This is a genomic window from Streptomyces prunicolor (assembly GCF_045162825.1).
GTDB classification, from domain to species: Bacteria; Actinomycetota; Actinomycetes; order Streptomycetales; family Streptomycetaceae; genus Streptomyces; species Streptomyces prunicolor.
This window is the reverse complement of sequence record NZ_CP108676.1, coordinates 4,424,701-4,447,726: the sequence shown is the minus strand read 5'-3', so window position 1 is coordinate 4,447,726 and position 23,026 is coordinate 4,424,701. Positions and strand designations below refer to the sequence as shown.

Genomic DNA, 23,026 nt, shown 5'->3' with positions numbered 1-23,026 from the left:
CGCCGAATCTAGGCATTGACAAGTTCGGGCGATTGGTGCAATCTTGTCAGTGTCAAGTTGTGGAACGACCGGGACGCGACGAGGAGTTACGCCATGTCGGAGAGCGTGCGTGGAGTGGAGACCGCGGGAAGTCCCGCCACTGCGGAAAGCCCTGCTGTCGTGGAAAGTCGCGTCCCCGTGGAGCTGAGCCGCGTGCGCCAGCTCTGGCACCTGCTCGAACCCCTGCACGCGGTGCTGTATTACGCGCCGGAGGTCTTCGAGGAGGCGGCCGCGCTCGGATACGACACCGAGGAGCGCTGGCCGAGCTACTTCCCGCTGCGCGCCGCGCCCTTGGGCCCGGTCGGCGGTGAACGAGTGGCCTCCGCCTTCTACAGCTTCAGCCCCCGCATGGTCGCCGAGCACATGGACCCGGCGTGGAGCATCGCGAGCCCGGACGCCGTACTGAAGGCGAGGCTGCGCGGCATGGACCGGGCGTACCGCGCGATATTCGGTGACCGTGTCGACAGCCCGGAGTTGGCGGAGGCCGCCGCCCTCGCCCGCCGCGCCGCCGAGGCGGCGAACACCGCGGGCCGCCCCCTCGCCGCGGCCAACGCCGAGTTGGCCTGGCCCGCCGAACCCCACCTCCAGCTGTGGCAGGCGGCGACGATCCTGCGCGAGCACCGCGGCGACGGCCACCTCGCGGCCCTCCTCGTCGCCGGCCTCGACCCCGTCGAGGCCCTGGTCTCCTTCGCCGCGATCGGAGCCGCCTCCGTCCAGCGCTTCGAGAGCCGGGGCTGGAGCCCGGAGGCGTGGACGGCGGCCCGCGAACGCCTGGTCGCCCGAGGCGCCATAGACGACAGGGGTACGGCGACCAGGGTGGGCCGTGACCTGCGCCAGGAGGTCGAGCGCCGCACCGACCAACTGGCCGCCGCACCCTGGCAGTTCCTCGGCCGGACCGACACCGACCGACTCGCCGACCTGCTGGGGGAGTTCTGGGTCGCCGTACTGGGTTCCGGGTTGCTGCCCTCGGAGTCGACGCTGGGCATCGGCAAGGTCTGAGGTGGTGACTGGAGCGGTGTTCGAAGCGGTGTCCGAAGTGCTGCCTGAGGCACTGCCTGCGGTGGTGCGTGAGCCGGGTGTTGGGGAGGGAGTGTGGGGAGGGGGTGCGAAGTAGGGGCGCCTTCGCCAACTCGGTCGCGGCCATACACCCTACTTGTGCGCCATGTGCCTCCGAGCCCTATATATCCGCAACATCTCCGCCGCTAACGTGGGCACCAGGTCACTATCCGCCCCTGTCGGGGCGGGGCCGGGTGAGCAAGGGGAGGGGCGCACGTGATGCGTCTGAGGAGTGGGGCGGCCATCGCCGCCTTGGTCATGTTGTCCGTCGCGGGATGCAAGCAGGACACGATGGGAACGGGCGACTCCGGGCCCGGGGCGACGGCAGGCGGAGGCTCCGGCACGGGCTCCGGCGGGGGCGCGGCCCTGACCGCCGCCGAGTCACTGACCGTCAAGGGGCGGGCACCGAAGACCGGTTACTCCCGTGAACGGTTCGGCACGGCCTGGGCCGACACGGACTCCAACAGCTGTGACACCAGGGACGACATCCTCAAACGGGACCTGAAGCAGGTGAAGTTCACCGACGGCGACTGCAAGGTGTCGTACGGCGTCCTCGAATCCGATCCGTACTCCGGCAAGGAAGTTATATACAAGCGCGGCGCCAGCCTCGTCGACATCGACCACCTGGTCGCTCTGTCCGACGCCTGGCAGAAGGGCGCCAAGTACTGGGACGCCAGCAAGCGCATAGCTCTCGCCAACGACCCGCTCAACCTCCTCACCGTCGGCGCCAGCCCCAACCGCAGCAAGGGCGACGGCGACACGGCGACCTGGGTGCCGCCCAAGGCGTACCGGTGCACGTATGTCGCCGCGCAGGTCGCCGTGAAGAAGAAGTACGGGCTGTGGGTCACCTCGGCGGAGAAGGCCGCGATGGTCAAGGTCCTCTCCACCTGCTCGAAGCAGGCCCTGCCGACCGGGGGCAACCCGACGAACGCGCCGGCCAGGTTCCACGCGAACTGAGGTGACACGGCCTTGACCTGCGGCTACGGCACGCCCCGTGAACGTGCCGTAGCCACAGGAGACTTGGTGGCTCAGTGGCTCAGCTGCCCAGCGCGTCCAGGTCCAGGATCTTGCCGGTGGGCTTCTTCGCCGGCACCGGCTTCTCGTACTCGCCGAACGTGAGCGTCCCGGGGTCCTTCGCGGAGACGCTGTCGATGCGCAGCACATACGGCTTGCCCTCGGTCGCCACATACAGCGTGTAGGTGTCCTTGCCGTCCTTCTCGTGCAGGGCGATCGCCGGAGTGCCGTCGAGGGTGGTCGTCTTCCCGCGCGTCGCGTCCGAGTTGCCGTCCTCGGCGCCGCCGAGCATCGACTTCAGATCGCAGAAGCTCGCAATGTCCTTGGCGTCCTCGCCCTTCGCGGACATCTTGGTCCACTTCCCGGCCATCATGTCCACGACCGCGTCGGTGTCCGCCTTGGACTCGCCGTCGCTCTGCGCACGCAGGAACGCCTCGTCGTACTTCATGTAGATGGTGTCGCCGGTCTTGACCATGTCGGCCTTGCCCTGGCCCTTGAAGCTCAACGTGCCGGCGCACTCGCCCTTCTTGTTCAGCGCCATGTCGATCACGATCGTGCCGCCGCTCTCGTCGTCGGGTATGTCGCCCTTCAGTCGTAGCGACGAGGCGGCGGTGGTGGTGGTCAGGGACCGGTCGGCGATCTCGCCACCGGTCAGCCCGGCGAACGGGCCCTTCGGCTTGCTGTCCGCCTTGTCCTCACCGGGCAGACACCCGGTGAGTCCCGCGGCGGCCACGGTGGTGAGGCAGAGGGCGGCAAGTGCGGTTCGACGCATGGCAGTTCCTTGGGTGAAGGTGAAGATGAAGATGACGAGGTGAGAGGCGCGGCGAGGCGGCGAGGTCGTGAAGTGGGGGCGTGCCCCGAAGCGGGCTCCGGTGAGCTGCCGGGCAGGCAGGCAGGCAGGCAGGTAGGCAGGTAGGCAGGTAGGCAGGCAGGCCGACTGCGCGGCGCGGGAGCTTCGACTGCGTGGTGAGAGCGGCGGGTGCGGGAGCGCCGGCCCGACATGGGCGTCAGGCCGGCTCGCGCATCAGGCCGTCTTCTTCCAGTCCTTGCAGCCGGTCGTCTTGAAGTAGGCGTCCTTCGCGCTGATCGTGACGACGGCCGTGCCGGTCACGTTGTCGTTCGCGAGGATCGAGTCCAGCCCCTGCTCGGCGTCCTTCGTGCGCTCCCAGTAGCACATGTCGTCCGTGTTGCCGGTGGACTTGTAGGTGCCGGGGGCGATGTCGACGCCGACCTTGAACATGCCGCCGTCGCCGGCCATCTTCGTGGCGGGGGAGCCCTGCGCCTTCGCGTCGACGGCCTCCCAGTCCTTGCAGCCGCTCGACTTGAAGATCTTGTCGGTGGACTTGATGGTGACGTAACTGGCGCCGCTCACATTGTCGTTGGCCAACAGCGAGTCCGTGTCGCCCGAGGCGTTCTTGGCCCGCTCCCAGTAGCACATGCCGTCGGTGTTGCCGCTGCTGCGATACGTGCCGGGCTTGACGTCCGTGCCGACCTGGAAGTCGCCGTCCCCGTCGAACGCGGCCTTCTTCGTCTCGACGGCCTTGGTCGAGCCCTTCTTGTCCGAGCTCTTCTTCCCGGCGTCCTTGTGTTCCGCGGACGCCGAAGAACCCTTGCCGCTGCTGCCCGAACCGCTGCCTCCGCCGTTGCCGCCGGCGTTCGCCGACACGACCCCGATGACGACGACCCCCACGACGGCGCCCAGCGCGACCTTGCCCTTCATCCCCATGGCTGTCCCCTCCCCGATGCGGCGACCGCCTCCCTCCGGCGGTCGCTCGTTCGCTGGGTCAATAAGAACAGAGGCTGTGAACCGAGTCAACACGGTTCACAAATGTTCGTGTGTACACGGCCGTGAAGGGGTGGATCTTGCGTGCGTCGGTATGCTCGGCGTCACAGACAGAACAGCAGGCCGACAGCAGGCGCAACGGGGTCCGCGGGACGGCGGGACGAGAGGAGTGGGGCGGGTGCAGGACAACGCGACAGAGGTGACCGCCGCCGGTATCGCACGGCTCGCCGGTGTGGGCCGTGCCGCCGTCAGCAACTGGCGCCGCCGCCACGCGGACTTCCCCAAACCGGTCGGCGGCACCGAGACCAGCCCCGCCTTCGCCCTCACCGAGGTCGAGTCCTGGCTGCGCAAGCAGGGGAAACTCGCCGAAGTCCCGTTGCGGGAACGGGTCTGGCAGCAACTCGTCGGCCACCCCGAGGGCCCGGTCACCGCCCTGGTCTACGCCGGCTGCGCCCTCCTGCTCATCCATGAACGCCCCACCGTCTGGCTGGACGTGAGCGCCGGTTCGGACGAGCGGATGGCCGCGATGCTGCCCGGCGCGCTGGAACAGGTGATCGTGCCGCGCTTCGGCGCGGTGCGCGGACGGGGAGTTCACAGGGAGCGGGAGGGAAGCGCCGCGGCGGCTGTGAACACGCCGAACACCCACGCTGCCCGAAACACCCCGAACACCCCGAACGCTGTGAACACCCCGGCCGACCCGACAACACCCCCGGCCCTCGTGAACACCGCATCCCCTGTGAACACGGCTCCGCCCGCGAACGCCGCCCCCACCGTTCACACGCCGCCAGCTGTTCACGCACCGCTCGCCGCGAACCTCGCCCCCACCCCGAGCCCCACCCCGAGCCCCACCTCCGCCGTTCACACCCCCACCGGCCCCCAGCTCCTCCCCTCCGCCCCCCTCCTCCGCGGCACCGCCGAACTCGCCGCCGAGCTGGGCGCCCGCCAGGCGTTCGAGTTCCTGCTCGGGCGGCACCTCGACGCCAACCCGCGCCAGTACACGCTCACCCCGACCGAACTCGCCCGCCTGATGGCCGAGTTGGCCGAGTCGGCGGGCACGGCAGGCGCGGCAGGCGCGGCAGGCCCGCCCGGTACCGCACTCGACCCGGCCTGCGGCACCGGCGCCCTGTTGCGCGCCGTCACCCCCCGCCCCGACCAGGAGCTGTACGCCCAGGACGACGCCCCCGACCTCGCCGCACTCACCGCGCTCCGGATCGCCCTGCGCGCGCAGGTCACCGTTCGCGCCACGACCGGCGACACGCTGCGCGCCGACGCGTACCCGGCACTGCGGGCCGACATCGTCCTGTGCCATCCGCCGTTCAACGAGCGGAACTGGGGCCACGACGAACTCGCCTACGACCCCCGCTGGGAGTACGGCTTCCCGGCCCGCAACGAGTCCGAGCTGGCCTGGGTGCAGCACGCGCTGGCCCGGCTCAAGGACGGCGGCACGGCGGTGCTGTTGATGCCGCCGGCCGCGGCCTCCCGGCGTTCCGGCCGCCGGATCCGCGCCGACCTGTTGCGGCGCGGGGCGCTGAAGGCGGTCGTAGCGCTGCCGATCGGGGCGGCGCCGCCGTACAACATCCCGTTGCACCTGTGGGTGTTGCGGCGGCCGGAACGGGCGGCCGCGCAGCCGGAGGTGCTGCTGGTGGACACCGGGCGGTTCGCCACCGAGGGGCGCGGCGGGCCGGACTGGCAGGCAGTGCGGGGCGCGGTGCTCGACGCCTGGAAGGCGTTCGACCGCGCGGGACGGCTGGACGACGAGCCGGGGCTGGCGCGTTCCGTGCCGGTCATCGAACTCCTCGACGACGACGTCGACCTGGCCCCGGCCCGGCACCTCCCGCCCGCGACCGCGGCCGACGGCGCCGACGAGCTCACGGCCGTACGCGAGCGGCTCGGCGAGACGCTCCGGCTGACCGCCGACCTCACCCCGCCGCCCGTCGACCACTCCGCCGATCCCGACCGTCCCACGCGCTGGCCGCTCACCACGATCGGTGAACTCGCGCGCGGGGGCGCCCTGGTGATGCGTACCGGCGGAAACGGCGGCCACGCGCGTGTGCCCGTTCTCACCGACCACGACGTCCTCGCCGGAACGGCCCCTTCCGGCATCCTCCCCGAGAGTGACGAGGAGGCCGTCCTCACGGAGCCGGGCGATGTCGTCGTCCCGGTGGTCGGCGGCGGTGCGATGGCACGCGTGATCGACGACACGACCGCGGGCGCCGCCCTGGGCCGCAGCCTCGTCCTGCTCCGGCCCGAACCCGGCGCCCTGGACCCGTGGTTCCTCGCCGGCTTCCTGCGCGGCACCGCCAACAACCGCCAGGCCAGCAGCTACGCGTCCACGGCGACCCGACTCGACGTCCGCAGGCTCCAGTTGCCGCGCCTCCCCCTGGACGAACAGCGGCGCTACGGAGCCCGGTTCCGCGCCCTGGAGGACTTCGAACGGGCGCTGCGGCAGGCGGGCCGGCTCGGCGAGCAGCTCGTGCGCGGCATGTACGACGGCCTGACGGACGGCACGGTCACGCCGGACTGAGACACCGGTAGGAAGCGATCAGCACGACAACGGTTCGGTACAACCCGGGACCGCATGTCGGTGTGGGCCTATACGCTCGAACCCCACATCGATTACGGGCCCGGGAGCAGTCATGTACGGCCACGGCGCGGTGCCGCCCGCCCGCAGCGACAACAACGTCGTCACCCTGCGCGTGCTGTTCGCCGCGATCGGCACCCTCTGCTGCGGGATGCTCGCCTGCGTTCCGCTGTTCCGGGTGGCCTTCACGCGCGGGCGGAAGATCGACTGGGCGCTCGCCTGGGCGAGCCTGCCGGTGTCCATCGGCTGCTTCGCCGTGGTCGGTTCGCTGCCGGAGGGCGACTCCAGGACCGACATCGCGATGGCGACGGTGATGCTCCTGGGCGTGTTCAGCAGCGTGTACTTCCTGGCGGTGGACATCCGCTTCCACCAGCAGCAGCGGCAGCAGTTCGCCGGCTACCCGCCCCAAGGCCCCACCGTGCCGTCCGCGTACGGCTATCCGCAGACCGTGACGCCGTTCAGCGCCACGCCCGTTCCCCAACCCCAACCCCAACCGCCCCTGCACCAGACCCAGATGCCGCAACCGCCCTACACCCCGCCGCAGTCCCAGACTCCGGTGCCGCCGCCCCCGCCCCAGCGCCCCGCGCCCGCCCGGATCGACCAGGTGCGCGCCGAGCTCGACGAGCTCAGTGACTATCTGCGCAAGCACGACGAGGGCGGAAAGTGACCATGACGGCGGGGCGTGTCGTCGCGGACCGCTACGAACTGTCCACGCTCATCGGACAGGGCGGCATGGGCCAGGTCTGGACGGCGTACGACCAACGGCTCGACCGGCGCGTGGCGGTGAAGCTGCTGCGCCCCGACAAGGTGGCCGGCCAGGAGGCCGACGAACTGCGCCGCCGCTTCGTGCGCGAGTGCCGGGTGACCGCGCAGGTCGACCACCCCGGGCTGGTCACGGTGCACGACGCGGGCAGTGAGGGCGAGGAGCTGTTCCTCGTCATGCAGTACATCGACGGCGCCGACCTCTCCGACCACCTCGCCGAGCACAACCCGTACCCGTGGCAGTGGGCGGTCTCCGTCGCGGCCCAACTGTGCGCCGTGCTCAGCGCCGTGCACGCCGTGCCGATCGTCCACCGCGACCTGAAGCCGCGCAACGTGATGGTGAAGCAGGACGGCACGGTCACCGTCCTCGACCTCGGCGTCGCCTCCGTCATGGACGCCGACACCACCCGCCTCACCCACACCGGCACCCCCATCGGCTCGCCCGCCTACATGGCGCCCGAGCAGGCGATGGGCGGAGCGGTCGGCCCGTACACCGACCTGTACGCGCTCGGTGTGCTGCTGCACGAACTCCTCAGCGGGGACGTGCCGTTCTCCGGCTCGACGGCCCTCGGCGTGCTGCACCGGCACCTGTACGAGCCGCCGGTGCCCGTCCGCCGTATCCGCCCCGAGGTCCCCGAGTCGCTCGAAACGCTCGTCCTGCACCTGCTCGCCAAGGACCCGCAACACCGCCCTGGCTCCGCGCAGGAGGTCTACGAACGTCTCGCGCTGCTGCTGCCCGCGCGCGGGATGCCCAGCGGGGCGCCACTCGACCCCACGCGCCCCTTCCTGCGCCCGCACGCCCCCTGGCCGGACCGCGCCCGCACCCCCGCGCCCCAGCCCGCCCCGCTCGCGCCGACCCCCGCCGAGAAACCCGATGTCGCCGCCGCCGTCGACGAGGTCAAGCGACTGCTCGGCGAGGGCCGTATCACGCAGGCCGTCGACATCCTCGGCGCGATCCTGCCCACCGCCGCCGAGCAGCACGGCGCGCAGTCCCCGGTCGTCCGCACCCTGCGCAAGCAGTACGCGGCCACGCTCATGGACGACGGCCAGTACCGGCGCGCGCTGCCCGAACTGCGCCGCCTCGCCGACGAACGCGCCGCCGAGGCCGGTCCGTCCGACCCGCAGTCCCTGCGCTACCGCTACGACGCCGCCCAGTGCCTGGAGTCGCTCGGCGACCCGGTGGCGGCCCTCGCGGAGTACCGCGCGCTGCTGCCGTACTACGAGAACCAGTACGTCGCCGGCGACCCCGAACTCGCCCACGAGGTCCGCCGCCGCATCGGCCACCTGCTGCTCGCCCTCGGCGACCGGGGCGCGGCCCACGACACCCTCGCCCGCCTCCTGGGCGACGTCGAACGCCGGCACGGCCCCGGACACCCGCTCGTGGCGGACATCCGGCGGACCTTGCAGTGGCTGGGGCAGGTGCGCGGGTAGTTTTTGCCGTTCCCTGGGAGAACGTTGTGACCTTCTGGGGGCGGAGTTTCCCGAACGCATGAACGGCACCGGATAGGTTGCGGTTCACTTTTGCCAGATACGTACGAACAAACACGTGTACATCAGGCGTTACGTGTACACCAGGGGTGGGGTCTTTCATGTCCGAGCATCGCCAGTCGAAGAAGCGCAGATACATCACCTGGGGCGTCGCGGGCGTCGCCGTCGTCGCCGGCGGTGGTATCGCCGCGACGAACTCGATGGCCGCCACCACCTGGCCCGCCCAGAAGACCTACACCGGCCGCGCGTTCGACACCTGCGCCGCGCCCTCCCTCGCCGCGATGAAGGCCTGGCACGGCGGCCTCTACGGCGCCGCCGCCGTCTACATCGGCGGCAAGAACCGCGGCTGCAGCCAGCCCAACCTCACCGCGTCCTGGGTCAAGTCCCTCACCACGGTCGGCTGGAAGTTCATCCCGCTCTACGTCGGCTCGCAGCCGTCCTGCGGCTCCGGCGGCTCGGTGAAGATCAGCGCCTCCACCGCCGCGGCGGTCGGCAAGTCCGAGGCGGACGACGCGGTCGCCAAGTCCGCCGCGCTCGGCTTCAAGGCCGGCAGCCCGGTCTACCTGGACATGGAGTCGTACGACACGACGAACACGTCCTGCAACAACGCCGTGCTGACGTACGTCCGCGCCTTCGACAAGGAACTGCACGCCAAGATCTACCGCAGCGGCCTCTACGGCTTCAGCAGCTCCAGCGCCAAGGCGATTGCGACCGCGACCAGCAAGACGGACCTGCCGGGCAACCTCTGGTACGCGCTGTGGGACAAGACGAACACCACGACGTCGGACTGGCCCTGGGGCTCCACCCAGTTCACCAACCACAGCCGCGCGCACCAGTACATGGTGAACAGCAAGGAGACGCGCGGCGGTTACACGATCACCGTGGACCGCGACGCGTGGGACGCGCCGGTGGCCATCACCGGCTGAGCGCGGGGCCGTAGCGGCTGACTACGGGGAGCCCATGGAGCACACGCGTGCGTGCCGGTGCCCGAAGTCCTGGTGAATCGTTGGTCGAATGGGTTGGCCCCAGGCGACCCACTGCCTAACATCGATCACCGCAAGACTTTGTGCACCGTCGCACAATCTCCTCGGGAGGCTTCCTTGCACCGCCGCCGTCGCACCGCGCTCGTCCTCACCGCCGTGATCGCCGCCGCGGCCCCCGCCCTGACCGCCTGCGGAAACGAGGCGCATCCGGGCGCCGCGGCCGTCGTGGGCGGCCAGCGCATCACCGTCGCGCAGCTGCAGAGCAGGGTCAACGAGGTACGCACGGCCCAGCGGTCGGCCGTGCAGAACCAGGCACAGTACGAGCGGGCCATCGCCACCACCGGCGGCCTCACCCGCGAGACGCTCTACGGCATGGTGTTCGACCAGGTCGTCCACCGCGCGGCGCAGGACGCCGGAGTCACCGTCACCCGCAAGGACATCCAGGACATGCGGGCCGGCCTCGCCCAGCAGGCGGGCGGCGCCAAGGCCCTGGAGGCGACCTGGCTGGCCCAGTACGGCGTCCCCCCGAAGCGCCTCGACGAGAACCTCCGCCTCCAGGTGGAGGGCCGCAAACTCGCCGCGAAACTCGGCACCGACACCACCCAGCCCGCCTTCTGGAAGGCCCTCTCCAACGCCTCCAAGGAACTCCACGTCGACCTCAACCCGCGCTACGGCACGTGGGATGTGACCAAGAGCAGCAGGGTGGACGCGAAGACGCCCTGGGTGCGGGAGGTCACGGCGGCGGGGACTCAGCAGTCGGCGTGAGCGGCGGGCTGGCGTACGTGACCGGCGTGCCGGCGTAACGGTACGGCGGGCGCGGCAGGCCGGAGCGCGGAAGGTCTAGGGCTAGGTCCAGTTCTGCGGCCTGTGGATAACTCCGGGGCTGTCGGCGGCGTGGGTTACGTTCGGTGGGTGAACGCAACCAGCCCCGCCCCCGAGGGCGGCCTCGCCCCCACCCCCGGCCGCATCGTCCTGCTCACCACCAGCCACCGCGTCGCCCCCGGCCTGCTGTCCTGGCCGGCCTGGCAGGCGCTGCGTGACGCCGACCGTGTGCTGTGCGCGGACGGTACGCATCCGCAGCTGCCGTATCTGAGCGAGGCCGGCATAGCGGTCGACGAGGCGTCCCCGACCGCCGAGGAACTGGTCGCGGCCTGCGCGGACGGCTCCACGGTGGTGATCGTGGCCACGGGAGAGGGCGAACCGGCCCTGACCGACGGCCTGGCCCGCCTGGCAGGCTCGGGCCGAGTCCAGATGCCGGACCTGGAACTCCTCCCCGCCTCCTACGACCTCCCGGGCGCTCGCCTCCTCGACCTCGTCCAGGTCATGGACCGCATCCGCGCCGAGTGCCCGTGGTCCTCCCAGCAGACCCACAAGGGTCTGGCGAAGTACGGCATCGAGGAGGCGTACGAACTCGTCGAGGCGATCGAGGAGGGCGACCGCGACGAACTGCGCGAGGAGTTGGGCGATGTCCTCCTCCAGGTCGTCTTCCACGCCCGCATCGCCGAGGAGGATCCCGAGACCCCCTTCTCCATCGACGACGTGGCCGCCGGCATCATCACCAAGCTGATCCACCGCCACCCGCACGTCTTCGGCGACGAAACGGCGTCAACTCCCGAGGAGGTGAAGGCGCATTGGCTCCGCACGAAGGCCGAGGAGAAGCAGCGCACTTCTATCACCGAGGGCATCCCCATGGGCCAGCCCGGCCTCGCCCTCGCGGCGAAACTGGCATCGCGCGTGCGGACGGCGGGACTTGAGGTGACGTTGCCGAAGGGGGAGGGCGGCATCGGGTACGAGTTGCTGGCGCTGGCTGTGCGGGCTGAGGCGGCCGGGGTGGATCCGGAGGCTGCGTTGCGGGCGGTGGGGCGGGCTTATCGGGATGCGATCAGGGAGGTCGAGTCGGGGAGCGCGGCCGGACGGTGAAGGTGAAGTAGAGCGGGTGAGGTCGCTCCGAGGGGCGGATCTGGGGGCGTGGGCTCAGTACCGTTGAGACCGTTGGGGCAGGGACGGGTTCGGGTGTGGGGGAGTGCGTGGACGACGGGGAGTTGGATCGGCTGGCGGATGAGGCGGCCGATGTGTTGGCGATGGGATTGGGCTCGTCTGACTGGGCGGCGGTCCAGGGCCACTTCGCAGCCTGGTTTGGGCGGCGGGGACTAGATGCGTATGCGGAGGCCATCGGCGCTGTCAAATGGGGGAGGAGACGGTCCCCCAGTGAGGAGCTGACGGCACTGTGGCGTCGCCAGCTGCGCGAGGGAATCGGCAGGCCGTCCGACATTGCGGCGGCCAGTGAACTCCGGTCCCTCATCGATCGGTTGCTCCCGACCGTGCTGCTGGCGCCCAGCGACGGAGCCCTTGTCGACATCGGACGGCTGACGAGCCTGCCCCTGCTTCCGGAGCCCACCGGCGGAGACCTCATCGACTTCCGCAGCGGCACCTTCAACGGACAGGTCGTCGGCGTCCAGCACGTGAGTAACACGTACGGCAACCCACCCCCGGGTGACGCCCAACCAGGCCCGCTCGACTGGCCGTTGGCGAAGGACGTCGAGCCGCGCACACACGGGGTCCGGCCGACCCGCCGGGTGAAGGGGCTGCCCGCGCTGCCGCCGTACGTGGGCAGGGACCAGGACAGGATGGCCAACTGGGCGTTGGAGCAGGCGCGTTCGGAGGGCGGGTTGGTGATCGTCCTCGGACAGGCGTACTCGGGTAAGTCCCGTACCGCCCTGGCCGCGATGGCTCAAGTGCTCCCCGACCACCGGGTGTTCGCGCCCGCCCAGCACGAAGACCTGCGGAAGCTGCCCGCGCAGCTGAAGGGCCGGACGGAGCGGTGTGTCGTCTGGCTGGACGACCTCGACGTGCATCTCGGGAGCGGTGGTCTGGAGCCGCGACTGCTGGGCCAGTTGACCGAGCTCGAAGCGGTCGTACTGGCGACGATGCGGGAGGAGGCCTACGCCAAGTACGCCCGGAGGACGTCCGCGCAGGGCCGGCTGCTGGGCCTGGCGCAGCTCGTCGAACTTCCTCGCGCCTGGGGACCCGCCGAACGGAAGCGTGCTGAGGAGGCCGGTGATCCCCGGCTCATCGAGGCCGCCTGCGAGAGCGGCACGGTGGGAGTCGCCACCTACCTCGCCATCGGCCCCCGCCTCTGGAACGACTGGCAACTCGCCCCGAACCGCGAGCGGCACCCCCGCGCCCACGCGCTGGTGCGGGCGGCGGTGGATCTGGCCCGGTGCGGACTGAAGGGGCCTTTGCCACAGGACCTGTTGGTGACGGTGCACGAGGGGTACGGCATCGCGGGGCTGGAACGGGAGTCCCTGCAGGATGCCTGGGAGTGGGCTGGGCGGAAGCGGTACGGGGTGCTGCGCATGCTGAGTTGCAGTGAAGGGGAGCAGGGACGGTTCGGGGACGTGCTGCCGTACTTCGTGCACACGGCGGAACAGGACGAGGGGTTCCCGACCGTTGCTGGGTGGGTGTGGGGTCACGCGCTGGATGCGGCGCGGGCGAACCCGGCGGTGTACGACGTCGAGAACGTCGTCACTGGGGCACGGACGGAGTATCTGCGCGAGGCCGAGGCGAGGGACGCGTCGGCCATGCACGCCCTCGGCCTGCTCGAAGAGAGCCTCGGGGAGGGGGAGAAGGCCGAGTCGTGGTTCCGGCGGGCGTCGGAGACGGGGTGGGTCGAGTCCGCTGGGCATCTTGGGCGGCGGCTGGTGGAGCGCGGCGAGAGCCGGGAGGCGGAACCCTTCCTGGAGTTGGCTGCCGAGGGCGGTGACGGTGACGCGGCGACGCTACTCGGCAGACTCTTGTTGGAGCGAGCAGAACGGTTGCTGAGGGTCGGGGTCGCGGAAGGGAACCCGGAGGCAGCGCACTGCTTGGGCGATGTGCTGCTCGGAAAGGGGGACGTCGCAGCTGCGGGCCATCAGTACTACGGAGAGGTGGCGCGCACTGGATACACCGAGGCTGCCCTGAGCCTGGGCATGTGGCATCTCCTGGGCAACGAGCGTGAGATAGCCGAGGTATGGCTGGGGCGCGCGGTGGCCGACGGCAGTGAGCGGGCGGGTTACCTGCAAGGACTCTTGGAGGTGGAGCCGGATTCATTGGCGGACGCCGTGAGGTTCTTCGCGGACTACGCCGACGGGCTGCTCGACGTAGCCCACTACGGCGCCGTACTGGAGAAGCAAGGCCACCCCGACGAAGCCCGTGCCCAGTACGAGAAGGCCTACGAGTCCGGCGACTCCTACGGCGCCTACCGCCTGGCCACCCTCCTCGAAGCGCAGGGCAAGCCCGCCGAAGCAACGCCCTGGTACCGCAAAGCCGCCGACATGGGACACCCCGCCGCCCTGAAAGCCCTCGCCAAGCGCACCCCCACCCCGGATACCGTCAAGGAGTGACAGACCAGCCGCACCCCCACCCCTCCTCCGGCCCGACCCCCGACCTCTTCACCTGGGAGTTCGCCACCAACCCCTACCCCACCTACGCCTGGCTCCGCGAACACGCCCCCGTGCACAAGACCCGCCTCCCCAGCGGAGTTGAGGCCTGGCTGGTCACCCGTTACGTCGATGCCAAGCACGCCCTCGCCGACCCCCGCCTCTCCAAGAACCCCGCGCATCACGATGAACCGGCGCACGCCAAGGGCAAGACCGGGATCCCGGGTGAGCGCAAGGCCGAGTTGATGACGCATCTGCTGAACATCGACCCGCCGGACCACACCCGCCTCCGACGACTGGTCAGCAAGGCGTTCACCCCGCGCCGAGTGGCTGAATTCGCCCCGCGCGTGCAGGAGTTGACGAACGACCTCATCGACCGGTTCGCCGACGACGGCTCCGCCGACCTCATCCACGACTTCGCCTTCCCGCTCCCCATCTACGCCATCTGCGACCTCCTCGGCGTCCCCCGCGAGGACCAGGACGACTTCCGGGACTGGGCGGGCATGATGATCCGTCACGGGGGCGGGCCGCGCGGCGGAGTCGCCCGGTCCGTCAAGAAGATGCGGAGCTATCTCGCCGACCTCATCCACCGCAAGCGCGAGGCCCTCTCCGACACCCCCACCCCGCACCCCGACGGGAACCTCCCCGGCACCCCCGGCAGGAACCCCTCCGGCACCCCCACCCCTCCCCCCGGCGAAGACCTCCTCTCCGGCCTCATCCGCGCCTCCGACCACGGCGAGCACCTCACCGAGAACGAGGCCGCGGCGATGGCCTTCATCCTGCTGTTCGCCGGGTTCGAGACGACCGTCAATCTCATCGGCAACGGGACCTACGCCCTCCTCACCCACCCCGAGCAGCGCGCCCGCCTGGAGAAGTCCCTGGCCGCGGGGGAGCGCGACCTCCTCGAAACCGGCGTAGAGGAACTCCTGCGCTACGACGGCCCGGTGGAGCTCGCCACCTGGCGCTTCGCCACCCGCCCCCTCACCCTCGGCGGGCAGGACATCGCAGCCGGCGACCCCGTGCTGGTCGTACTGGCCGCAGCGGACCGCGATCCGGAACGGTTCGCCGATCCCGACGTCCTCGATCTCGGGCGGCGTGACAATCAACACCTCGGCTACGGCCACGGCATCCACTACTGCCTCGGCGCCCCGCTCGCCCGCCTGGAGGGCCAGACCGCGCTCGCCACGCTCCTCACCCGCCTGCCCGACCTGCAACTTGCCGGAGATCCGGCCGACTTGCGCTGGCGCGGTGGCCTCATCATGCGCGGACTGCGCACCCTGCCCGTGGAGTTCACCCCGGAGCGACGCTGAACGGGCGGTCAGACCCCGTAGACGCACGGCCGCCGAACAGGCAATCCGACCCCCTAAACCTGAAAGTGACAGTTCCTCAACTCTGTGATCTTCACGTGATCTCCGTGGCATTAACTTGTGACAAGTGATCGACTGTGGATACGTTCACCTACCAGCGCGGCGACCCGCACCACCCCCCACCCCCTTCCGCCGCGCGCTCCCCCGCTGTCACGCGAAAGGCCTCCGCATGCTCTCCGGGAACGGTCGTCACCGTCGCCCCCGTCAGGCTCCGGCAATCCTCGTCGCGGCCGGCGTGACCGGCTCCGCCATCGCCATCCCCCTCCTCGGCGCCGCCGCCGCGAACGCCGCCGACGGCACCACCTGGGACAAGGTGGCCAACTGCGAGAGCGGTGGCTCCTGGAGCGAGAACAGCGGCAACGGCCAGTACGGCGGCCTGCAGCTGTCCGAGGACGAGTGGGACAAGTACGGCGGCCTCGACTACGCCCCGACCGCCGACCTGGCCAGCCGCTCCCAGCAGATAGCCGTCGCCGAGAAGATCCTCGACGACAAGGGCACCTCCCCTTGGCTGACCTGCGCGCTGGTCTCCGGCCTCACCACGACCTCGGGTTCGACGAACGTCGACACGGGCGTCGCGAGCGACTCACCCTCGGGCACCCCGACGGACTCTTCCGACTCCGGCTCCGGCTCCGACTCCTCGGGCTCTTCCGACTCGTCTGGATCGTCCGCTTCTTCCGGGTTGTCCAACTCTGGTACCACGGACTCGAATTCGTCCGACTCCTCCGACGGCGACTCGTCGAGCAGTCCCTCGCCCTCCGCGTCGGACAACTCTTCCAAGTCCGACAAGTCCACCACTCCTTCCGCGAGCGACGACTCGGTCGCCGCCTCCCCGAAACTCGACGAATCGGACAACTCGGCCCAGGCGGTGGGCAAGTGGAGCCTCGTCGACACGGGTGCGCTCAGCGATTCCGGCGATCAGCAGGGTGAGCAGCAGAGCACTCAGCAGAGTGCCGGCAAGCACCGCGGCGCCAGTGCCGAGGAGAGCGTGTCGCCGCAGACCTACACCGTCCGCGCCGGCGACTCCCTCGCGTCCATCGCCGACTCCCTTGGCTACGACGGCGGATGGCGCGCGCTCTACGCCGAGAACAAAAAGGTGATAGGCGCCGATCCGACCCAGATCGCCGCCGGTCAGACCTTGGACGTCGGTACGGAAGCGGACGAAAAGTAGCAAGCCAGCGGCGGGAGTTCGCGTCACGCTTCGCGTCGAATGTCCGGTTTGATCAAAGTGTGGGATGAGTCTCAGAAGCCCTGATCGTCTTTGGAATTCCGTGGATTCCGTGTCTACGGTCAAGGCCGCTCGTCACCACGAGCCCCGGTTGCCGCACACGCCGAGTCCTGCCAGCGGCCTCCGGGAACAGTCGTCGCGTCAAGCGCCGTAGGCAGGAGCGGGGGACCCAAGGTAAGCGCCGGGCCCGGGAGTTGAGAGACGACCGGAACCGGCTTGGGGTTAAGTCGTGCTCGTACGAGACGTACGAGCACGGCCGGGCAACTCACACGGCCCGAACCCGACAGCTCACCTCGTAGGCGTCGGTGAGGGGATTGGGATTTTCCATGCTGTTTTCCAGCAAGGGCAAGCACCGCCGTCCGTCCAAGGCCACCCGCGTCGCCACGCTCGCCGGTGTAACCGGTGTCGCGATCGCCGCTCCGCTGATGGCCACTGGCAGCGCCTCCGCCGCCACCGCCTCCGAGTGGGACACGGTCGCCAGCTGCGAGTCCGGCGGCAACTGGTCCATCAACACCGGTAACGGCTACTACGGCGGCCTGCAGTTCTCCGCCTCGACGTGGGCCGCGTACGGCGGCACCGCCTACGCCTCCACCGCGAACCAGGCCTCCAAGTCCCAGCAGATAGCCGTCGCCGAGAAGGTTCTCGCCGCCCAGGGCAAGGGTGCCTGGCCCACCTGCGGCACCGGCCTCTCCGGCGCCTCCTACTCCGGCGGCAGCTCCAGCTCGTCGAGCGGCTCGAACAGCTCCAGCTCCTCCAAGAGCACCACCGAGCGTTCCACGGGCGACACCACCGCCTCCCGCTCCGCCGAGCGCCCGGCCGCCAAGAAGACCGTCTCCACCCCGACCGGCAAGAAGGTCAAGAAGGGCGACGGCGAGTACAAGGTCGTCAAGGGCGACACCCTCAGCTCCATCGCCGAGAAGCACAAGGTGAAGGGCGGCTGGCAGCAGCTGTTCAAGCTGAACAAGGACATCATCGACGACGCCGACTTCATCTTCCCGGGCCAGCAGCTCCACCTGAAGTGACGTCGCGAAACCGATCCCGAGTGACATATCGGGCTCGTAGCTGAACCACAGCGCCCTCACATCCGTGGTGTCCATCATGGAGACCTCGTGAGGGTCACCCCCGTCCCCCACGGGCTCCCCGCTCCGGTGCGTGTTCCCCCGTACGCACCGGGGCGGGGCTTTTTGTGTCTCCGTGTTCTTCCCCGGGACTCTTTGTTCCGTTCGGAAACAATTTACTCTCGGTTCTGTCCATCAGGCGGCCGACCGGATGGCCAATCGGCCTGAGCCGGTTAGGCTCGTCTCGCAGAGCCGCTGCGGTGTTGCCGCAGTCGCGTCAGATCCCAAGAAGGAGATGCTCGTGCCGTCCATCGACGTCGTCGTAGCCCGGGAAATCCTGGACTCCCGAGGCAACCCCACGGTCGAGGTCGAGGTCGGCCTCGACGACGGCAGCTCGGGTCGTGCCGCCGTTCCGTCCGGCGCCTCCACGGGTGCCTTCGAGGCCATCGAGCTGCGCGACGGTGACCCCAACCGCTACGGCGGCAAGGGCGTAGAGAAGGCCGTCCTCGCCGTCATGGACCAGATCGGCCCGGAGCTGGTCGGCTACGACGCCACCGAGCAGCGCCTGATCGACCAGGCGATGTTCGACCTGGACGCCACCGACAACAAGGGCGCGCTCGGCGCCAACGCCATCCTCGGCGTCTCCCTCGCCGTCGCCCACGCCGCCGCCGAGGCCAGCGACCTCCCGCTCTTCCGCTACCTGGGCGGTCCGAACGCGCACCTGCTGCCCGTCCCGATGATGAACATCCTGAACGGCGGCTCGCACGCCGACTCGAACGTGGACATCCAGGAGTTCATGATCGCCCCGATCGGCGCGGAGTCCTTCTCCGAGGCGCTGCGCTGGGGCGCCGAGGTCTACCACACCCTCAAGAAGGTGCTGAAGACCAAGGGCCTGTCCACCGGCCTCGGCGACGAGGGCGGCTTCGCCCCGAACCTGGAGTCCAACCGCGCCGCCCTCGACCTCATCATCGAGGCCATCAAGCAGGCCGGTTACATCCCCGGCGAGCAGATCGGGCTCGCGCTCGACGTCGCCGCGTCCGAGTTCTACAAGGACGGCAAGTACGAGTTCGAGGGCAAGTCCCGCTCGGCCGCCGAGATGACCGAGTACTACGAGGAGCTCGTCTCCGCGTACCCGCTCGTCTCCATCGAGGACCCGCTGTACGAGGACGACTGGGCCGGCTGGAAGGTCATCACCGACCGCATCGGCGACAAGGTCCAGATCGTCGGCGACGACCTCTTCGTCACCAACCCGGAGCGCCTCGCCCGCGGCATCGAGGAGGGCTCGGCCAACGCCCTGCTCGTCAAGGTGAACCAGATCGGCTCGCTGACCGAGACCCTGGACGCCGTCGAGATGGCCCAGCGCAACGGCTTCAAGTGCATGATGTCCCACCGCTCCGGCGAGACCGAGGACACCACCATCGCCGACCTCGCCGTCGCGGTGAACTGCGGCCAGATCAAGACCGGCGCCCCGGCCCGCTCGGACCGCGTCGCCAAGTACAACCAGCTGCTCCGCATCGAGGAGATCCTCGACGACGCGGCGGAGTACGCGGGCCGCTCCGCTTTCCCGCGTTTCAAGGGCTGAGCCTTCCCCCTCGTCCGCTCTGCGGACCATGGGCACAGCAAGGGCTGACCCATACCGGGCTAAGCCTTAGCCAGTCGTACGTACGTCCCCGCACCCGGTCCCGTACCGTGTGCGGGGACGTACGCACGTGTGAAGGGGAGGCGGGACATGGCCGTGAAGGACCGGGACCGGTTCTCCACCGCGACCAGGCTCAAGCTGCTCGGCGAGCAGACGGCGGCCCGTGTCTACCGCTCCCAGACCAAGCGGCAGGCCCGCCGCTCCCGGCTCACCGGCCGGGCGGCCCTCCTCGCCCTGGTGCTGTGCTCGCTGATCGTGGCGCTGGCGTACCCGATAAGGCAGTACGTCTCGCAGCGCGCCGAGATCTCCGATCTCCAACGGCAGCAGGAGCAGGCGCGGCAGCGCGTCGAGCAGCTCCGCGACCTCAAGGCACGCTGGCAGGACGACTCGTACGCGGAACAGCAGATCCGGCAGCGGCTGCACTATGTGATGCCGGGGGAGACCGGCTACATCGTGATCGACCCGGACGCGGCGAAGCAGTCGCGCGCGGAACTGGGGGCGGCCGACCGCCCGTGGTACTCGAACGTCTGGGACGGCGTGGACAAGTCCGACGCCTCCGACCAGTGACACCGAACTGACAGAGAGATCTTCGTACCGGCATGGAAACGCCCCCGCCGCCCACTCCCCGCACCGAGCCCACCGTCGCGGACGTCGAGGCCTTCAAACAGCAGCTCGGGCGTCCGCCGCGCGGCCTGCGCGCGATCGCGCACCGCTGCCCGTGCGGCCGGCCGGACGTGGTGGAGACGGCCCCCCGCCTCCCCGACGGCACCCCCTTCCCGACGACGTACTACCTCACGTGCCCGCGCGCGGCTTCGGCGATCGGCACCCTTGAGGCGAACGGCGTGATGAAGGAGATGACGGAGCGGCTGCAGACGGACCCCGAACTGGCCGCCGCGTACCGCGCCGCCCACGAGGACTACATCGCGCGCCGCGACGCCATCGAGGTCCTGGAGGGCTTCCCGAGCGCGGGCGGCATGCCGGACCGCGTGAAGTGCCTGCACGTCCTGGTGGGCCACTCCCTGGCCGCGGGCCCGGGCGTCAACCCACTCGGCGACGAGGCGCTCGCGATGCTGCCGGAGTGGTGGGCCAAGGGCCCGTGCGTGAGGGTGCCCGGGGTGCCCCCGACCGGCGAGGGCCGGCAGACGGAGACGAACGAGGACGGCACGGGCTACTTCGCGTTCAAGCCCGTCGAGAAGCCCGTAGAGAAGCCCGCCGAGGAGCCCGTCGAGGAGCCCGTCGAGGCGAAGGCGGACGACCAGTGACCCGCGTCGCCGCCGTCGACTGCGGTACGAACTCGATCCGCCTCCTCGTGGCCGACGTGAACCCGGCGACGGGTCAACTCGTGGACCTGGACCGGCGGATGACGATCGTCCGGCTCGGCCAGGGCGTGGACAAGACCGGCCGCCTCGCCCCCGAGGCCCTGGAGCGCACCTTCGCGGCCTGCCGCGACTACGCGGCGATCATCAAGGAACTCGGCGCCGAACGCCTCCGCTTCGTCGCCACGTCGGCCTCCCGCGACGCCTCCAACCGCGACGACTTCGTCCGCGGCGTACTGGACATCCTCGGCGTCGAACCGGAGGTCATCACCGGCGACGAGGAGGCGGAACTCTCCTTCACCGGCGCGACAGCGGAACTGACCGGCCGGGACGACCTGGCCCTCGCCAAGCCCTACCTGGTCGTGGACATCGGCGGCGGCTCCACGGAGTTCGTGGTCGGCGACGACGCCGTCCGCGCCGCCCGCTCCGTGAACATCGGCTGCGTCCGCATGACCGAACGCCACCTGGTCCGCGACGGCAAGGTCACCGACCCGCCCACCCCGGACCAGATCACGGCGATGCGCGCGGACATCGAGACAGCCCTCGACCTGGCGGAACAAACAGTCCCCCTCCGCGAGGCCCGCACCCTGGTGGGCCTGGCCGGCTCGGTCACCACGGTCTCGGCGATCGCCCAGAACCTCCCCGAGTACGACACGGACGCCATCCACCACTCCCGCGTCTCCTACGACCGCGTCCGCGAGATCACGGAGTCCCTCCTGACCTCCACCCACGCCGAACGCGCCGCCATCCCCTCCATGCACCCGGGCCGCGTCGACGTCATCGGCGCGGGCGCCCTCGTACTCCTCTCGATCATGGAGCGGGTCGGGGCGAGCGAGGTCGTGGTGAGCGAACACGACATTTTGGACGGGATCGCGTTCAAGGCGGCGGAGGGCTAGGCCGCGGCCTTCTGCCGGGCAAGCTCCCGTGCCCGTTCGTTCAGCTCCCGCGCCCTCGGGTTGCGGAGGTGCGGGCGGATGCGTCGCCTCATGATGTCGAAGTGTTCGTCAGCTCGGGCGGATGAGAGCTGGGCGTAGTCGTCGAGGAATTCCCCCCAAGTCGCGCACGCTGCTTCGAGGTGCCCCAGCTCAAGTTGCCGCTGTGCAAGCAGGCCGTTCGCGTGGGCGTTTCCTTGCTTCTCCACCGAGGGGCGTGCACGGTTCGACGCCTTCATGGCGTCGATCGATCCGGGAACGTCGCCGAGGGCGTACAGCACGCTCGACACGTGGAACTCGTACGCGGACCGGTCGTAACCGCCCACCGCGTCACGCCTGTTGTCCGCTTTCGAGAGTGCGGCCTCAGTCTCGCTGAGTCGAGAGAAGGCGAGCCGCCGGTCCCCGACCAGTGCGGCACCGTGCGCCTGTTGGCCGCGCAGGAACGCCTGTAGGCGCGGGCCGGCGGAGGGAGCGGCTTCGGCGGCCGAGTCTGCCAGTTCGAGGGCCTTGGTCGCGTGTTTCAGGTTGGCGGCCTGGAGGGCCATGCCGCGGAGTGTCCGGCAGTACGTCACCTGATCTCCCCCGGCCTTGGCCAGGCCGAGGGCTTGGCGGTAGTACCGCTGGCCGAGCCCGTGCGCCTTCTCGTACATGGCCATCCATCCCGTCAGGTACACGAGATCGGATGCGGCGGCCCGCATGTCGTTCTTGACGTCGTCTGTTCCGTCTGCACGGAGGTAGGAGGACACCGAGTTGACGATGAACGCGGCGGCCATCGGGCGCGCGTGTGCGCCGCCCAACTCGTCAAGGATGTCAGCGATCTTGTCCGTCATGCTGCGGACTGCGGCTACGTCACCGGGCCCGATCCGGACTGTTCGGCCTGCGGCCTGGTGCTCCAGCCGGTCCAGGGTCTCGTCGGCTTCATCGAAGCCTGGCACAGCGAGCGTTGCCGAGTAGAGCGCGGTGGTGAGGACTGCTCGACGCGATGGGTCCATGTCTGCCCTTCCGGTATCAACCAGACCCTCAATGGTGTTCAGCGCGTGCTCAGGTGCAATGTCCAAACCAGCCACGATCGGTGTGACGCCAAATCCCGCTTCCTCGTGGGTAATTGGGCGCCCGATGCGCCGAGAGAGAGCTTCGAGAACGGCCGGCCGGGCGGCCTTCTGCGGCACGGCCCCCTTGAGCCAGTGAGCCACCGAGGACTCGTCGTACCGGAGGTTGAGGCCCCTCTCGGCACCGATGCGGTTCACGGCCCGCGCGAACTGCCGGTGTTTGAAGTCTGCTTCGTCCAGGAGCAGCGCCAGGTTCTCGTTCGGCCGGCCTTTTGCCACGTCGATCACTCCCCGCGAACTCAAGCGTTCAAGTCGT

Annotated in this window: 19 protein-coding genes and 1 riboswitch; of the genes, 16 read left to right on the top strand and 3 right to left on the bottom strand. The window is 69.9% G+C overall.

Annotated features, from left to right (window positions below; translation table 11 throughout):
- The first annotated feature begins 93 nt into the window (after positions 1–93).
- On the top strand, positions 94–1,038 hold the full coding sequence (locus OG588_RS20010; RefSeq protein WP_405948477.1) for an SCO6745 family protein: 945 nt from the start codon (positions 94–96) through the stop codon (positions 1,036–1,038).
- A gap of 276 nt (positions 1,039–1,314) precedes the next feature.
- Positions 1,315–2,052, top strand: a complete 738-nt coding sequence (locus OG588_RS20005) for an HNH endonuclease family protein (protein WP_405948476.1) — start codon at positions 1,315–1,317, stop codon at positions 2,050–2,052.
- 79 nt (positions 2,053–2,131) lie between these two features.
- On the opposite strand, the gene OG588_RS20000 is transcribed toward OG588_RS20005, so the two are convergent.
- Positions 2,132–2,881 (bottom strand): hypothetical protein, encoded by a 750-nt coding sequence (locus OG588_RS20000; RefSeq protein WP_266857806.1) that lies wholly within the window; start codon positions 2,879–2,881, stop codon positions 2,132–2,134.
- Positions 2,882–3,133: 252 nt separating this feature from the next.
- Positions 3,134–3,835, bottom strand: coding sequence for a hypothetical protein (locus OG588_RS19995; RefSeq protein ID WP_405948475.1), 702 nt, complete (start codon positions 3,833–3,835; stop codon positions 3,134–3,136).
- Between the two features lie 235 nt (positions 3,836–4,070).
- Here OG588_RS19995 and OG588_RS19990 point away from each other — a divergent pair, with 235 nt between their 5' ends.
- The 14 genes from OG588_RS19990 (at position 4,071) to OG588_RS19925 (ending at position 21,625) form a co-directional block, all read left to right on the top strand.
- Positions 4,071–6,416 (top strand): N-6 DNA methylase, encoded by a 2,346-nt coding sequence (locus OG588_RS19990; protein WP_405948474.1) that lies wholly within the window; start codon positions 4,071–4,073, stop codon positions 6,414–6,416.
- A gap of 112 nt (positions 6,417–6,528) precedes the next feature.
- On the top strand, positions 6,529–7,140 hold the full coding sequence (locus tag OG588_RS19985) for a hypothetical protein (RefSeq protein WP_405948473.1): 612 nt from the start codon (positions 6,529–6,531) through the stop codon (positions 7,138–7,140).
- Positions 7,137–8,666 carry a serine/threonine-protein kinase gene (locus OG588_RS19980; RefSeq protein ID WP_019065380.1) on the top strand — a complete coding sequence of 510 codons (1,530 nt, stop codon included), beginning with the start codon at positions 7,137–7,139 and terminating at the stop codon, positions 8,664–8,666. Before OG588_RS19985 ends, OG588_RS19980 begins: the two co-directional genes overlap by 4 nt.
- A 158-nt stretch (positions 8,667–8,824) precedes the next feature.
- The gene (locus tag OG588_RS19975; RefSeq protein ID WP_019065381.1) at positions 8,825–9,649 is read left to right on the top strand and encodes a glycoside hydrolase domain-containing protein; all 825 of its coding nucleotides are present in this window, start codon (positions 8,825–8,827) and stop codon (positions 9,647–9,649) included.
- A 174-nt stretch (positions 9,650–9,823) separates the two neighbouring features.
- Entirely contained in the window at positions 9,824–10,471 is a 648-nt protein-coding gene (locus OG588_RS19970) for a SurA N-terminal domain-containing protein (protein ID WP_019065382.1), read from the top strand.
- A gap of 147 nt (positions 10,472–10,618) precedes the next feature.
- A complete protein-coding gene (locus OG588_RS19965; RefSeq protein WP_405948472.1) occupies positions 10,619–11,626 on the top strand; it encodes a nucleoside triphosphate pyrophosphohydrolase in 1,008 nt (335 codons plus the stop codon).
- A gap of 389 nt (positions 11,627–12,015) precedes the next feature.
- Positions 12,016–14,088: a hypothetical protein gene (locus OG588_RS19960; protein WP_405948471.1), complete on the top strand. Its 2,073-nt coding sequence runs from the start codon at positions 12,016–12,018 to the stop codon at positions 14,086–14,088.
- A complete protein-coding gene (locus tag OG588_RS19955) occupies positions 14,085–15,434 on the top strand; it encodes a cytochrome P450 (RefSeq protein WP_405948470.1) in 1,350 nt (449 codons plus the stop codon). The genes OG588_RS19960 and OG588_RS19955 overlap by 4 nt, the downstream gene beginning before the upstream one ends.
- Positions 15,435–15,660: 226 nt before the next feature.
- Positions 15,661–16,659 (top strand): transglycosylase family protein, encoded by a 999-nt coding sequence (locus tag OG588_RS19950; RefSeq protein ID WP_405948469.1) that lies wholly within the window; start codon positions 15,661–15,663, stop codon positions 16,657–16,659.
- Between the two features lie 193 nt (positions 16,660–16,852).
- Positions 16,853–17,033, top strand: a riboswitch (cyclic di-AMP (ydaO/yuaA leader).
- A 9-nt stretch (positions 17,034–17,042) separates the two neighbouring features.
- On the top strand, positions 17,043–17,738 hold the full coding sequence (locus OG588_RS19945; protein WP_393045084.1) for a transglycosylase family protein: 696 nt from the start codon (positions 17,043–17,045) through the stop codon (positions 17,736–17,738).
- A 331-nt stretch (positions 17,739–18,069) separates the two neighbouring features.
- Positions 18,070–19,356, top strand: coding sequence for a phosphopyruvate hydratase (gene eno, locus OG588_RS19940; RefSeq protein WP_366097248.1), 1,287 nt, complete (start codon positions 18,070–18,072; stop codon positions 19,354–19,356).
- A gap of 147 nt (positions 19,357–19,503) precedes the next feature.
- Complete coding sequence (locus OG588_RS19935) at positions 19,504–19,980, top strand: septum formation initiator family protein (protein WP_019064035.1); 477 nt, start codon at positions 19,504–19,506, stop codon at positions 19,978–19,980.
- Positions 19,981–20,012: 32 nt separating this feature from the next.
- Positions 20,013–20,675, top strand: coding sequence for a DUF501 domain-containing protein (locus OG588_RS19930; RefSeq protein ID WP_405948468.1), 663 nt, complete (start codon positions 20,013–20,015; stop codon positions 20,673–20,675).
- On the top strand, positions 20,672–21,625 hold the full coding sequence (locus tag OG588_RS19925; RefSeq protein ID WP_405948467.1) for an exopolyphosphatase: 954 nt from the start codon (positions 20,672–20,674) through the stop codon (positions 21,623–21,625). The genes OG588_RS19930 and OG588_RS19925 overlap by 4 nt, the downstream gene beginning before the upstream one ends.
- Here the strand turns inward: OG588_RS19925 and OG588_RS19920 are convergent.
- Entirely contained in the window at positions 21,622–22,989 is a 1,368-nt protein-coding gene (locus tag OG588_RS19920) for a hypothetical protein (protein ID WP_405953167.1), read from the bottom strand. The genes OG588_RS19925 and OG588_RS19920 overlap by 4 nt on opposite strands.
- Positions 22,990–23,026 lie beyond the last annotated feature (37 nt).